General features: G+C 27.4%; 2 protein-coding genes. Both read left to right on the forward strand.

What is annotated here, in order from left to right; translation table 11 throughout:
- Positions 1–226: 226 nt before the first annotated feature.
- On the forward strand, positions 227–808 hold the full coding sequence (locus I1A59_RS09435; RefSeq protein ID WP_196092489.1) for a hypothetical protein: 582 nt from the start codon (positions 227–229) through the stop codon (positions 806–808).
- Positions 798–986 carry a hypothetical protein gene (locus I1A59_RS09440; protein WP_196092490.1) on the forward strand — a complete coding sequence of 63 codons (189 nt, stop codon included), beginning with the start codon at positions 798–800 and terminating at the stop codon, positions 984–986. Before I1A59_RS09435 ends, I1A59_RS09440 begins: the two co-directional genes overlap by 11 nt.
- Positions 987–1,099 lie beyond the last annotated feature (113 nt).

Genomic DNA, 1,099 nt, shown 5'->3' on the forward strand with positions numbered 1-1,099 from the left:
CTTGCTTGATCACTTGATATTTTTTATCTTCAGACATTGTTAAAACTATTTTCCTCATCTTTCTAATGTAACACAGAGGACATTTTCATATTCGATTTACTTAAGACATTATCACTTTCGAATGATACGGGGGATTTCCAGCACCAAAAGAATGGAGTTATGAAACAAATTATGCTGAGTTTAGAAATATATATCATACAACAATTGTTTGTATAGGAGCATTGATATGGTGTCAAGAAAAAAACATATAATTCAGGAATTAAAAAGGTGTAAACTTGATTTTAAATTTTATTCAGAATTTTGTGACATACTAAATCTATATAATGATTTGGAGAATTATTTTAAAGTTAAAATGAATGATTTTGGATTAACGATTTTGATATTAGATATTGCTTACACTATTACGCAAAATATAGATATAGATTCATTATTACATATGTACCCAATTTATTTAAAAGAACATGTGCATTTCTATATATTTTCTCAAAAATTTCGCTTTTTTGAAATCAATTTCTTTAGGTATTTTGAGAATGATATTATTCAGAAAAATGAATGGGAAGAAAATTTTTTTGAATATATTATGGGACAAATCAGTTTTCTTAAGACGGGGTCTAAATATTATCTGGACAGCAGAGAGTTGAGCAATATAGTAAAGGAACATTGTCTAAATGAGGATTTGATATTAAACTACATAGATAAAAGTGATATTAATAAATATTTTGAAGTTTACTCGAAAAAGATTTCTGCAGAGCATATATTCCATAAACTATTCCTGTTTATTGAAGAGGAGGTATTAAATGGTTTATAATAAAGAAAACTTAGTTCGTTTTTTAAAACTTAATCATCTAAATGTAAACTCTAAACTATTATTAGTCTATTTAGGAGAATCTTCTAGTAGTTTTCCCTTAAACCATCAAGACCAGATAATGCCAGAAATTCTTGTCGAAGTTAATAATGAGGGTTTAAAATCTATGGTGTTAGTATGATTTCATGGACACGATTTGGTAGAATTATCTCAAACCAAAGGAGAAGTCCATATGTCACAAAAGTATAGTAAAGAATTCAAAGAAACCATCGTAAGCCTTTATGAAACCGGTAA

This window comes from Streptococcus sp. NLN76 (assembly GCF_015686645.1).
In the GTDB taxonomy this organism is placed as follows: domain Bacteria; phylum Bacillota; class Bacilli; order Lactobacillales; family Streptococcaceae; genus Streptococcus.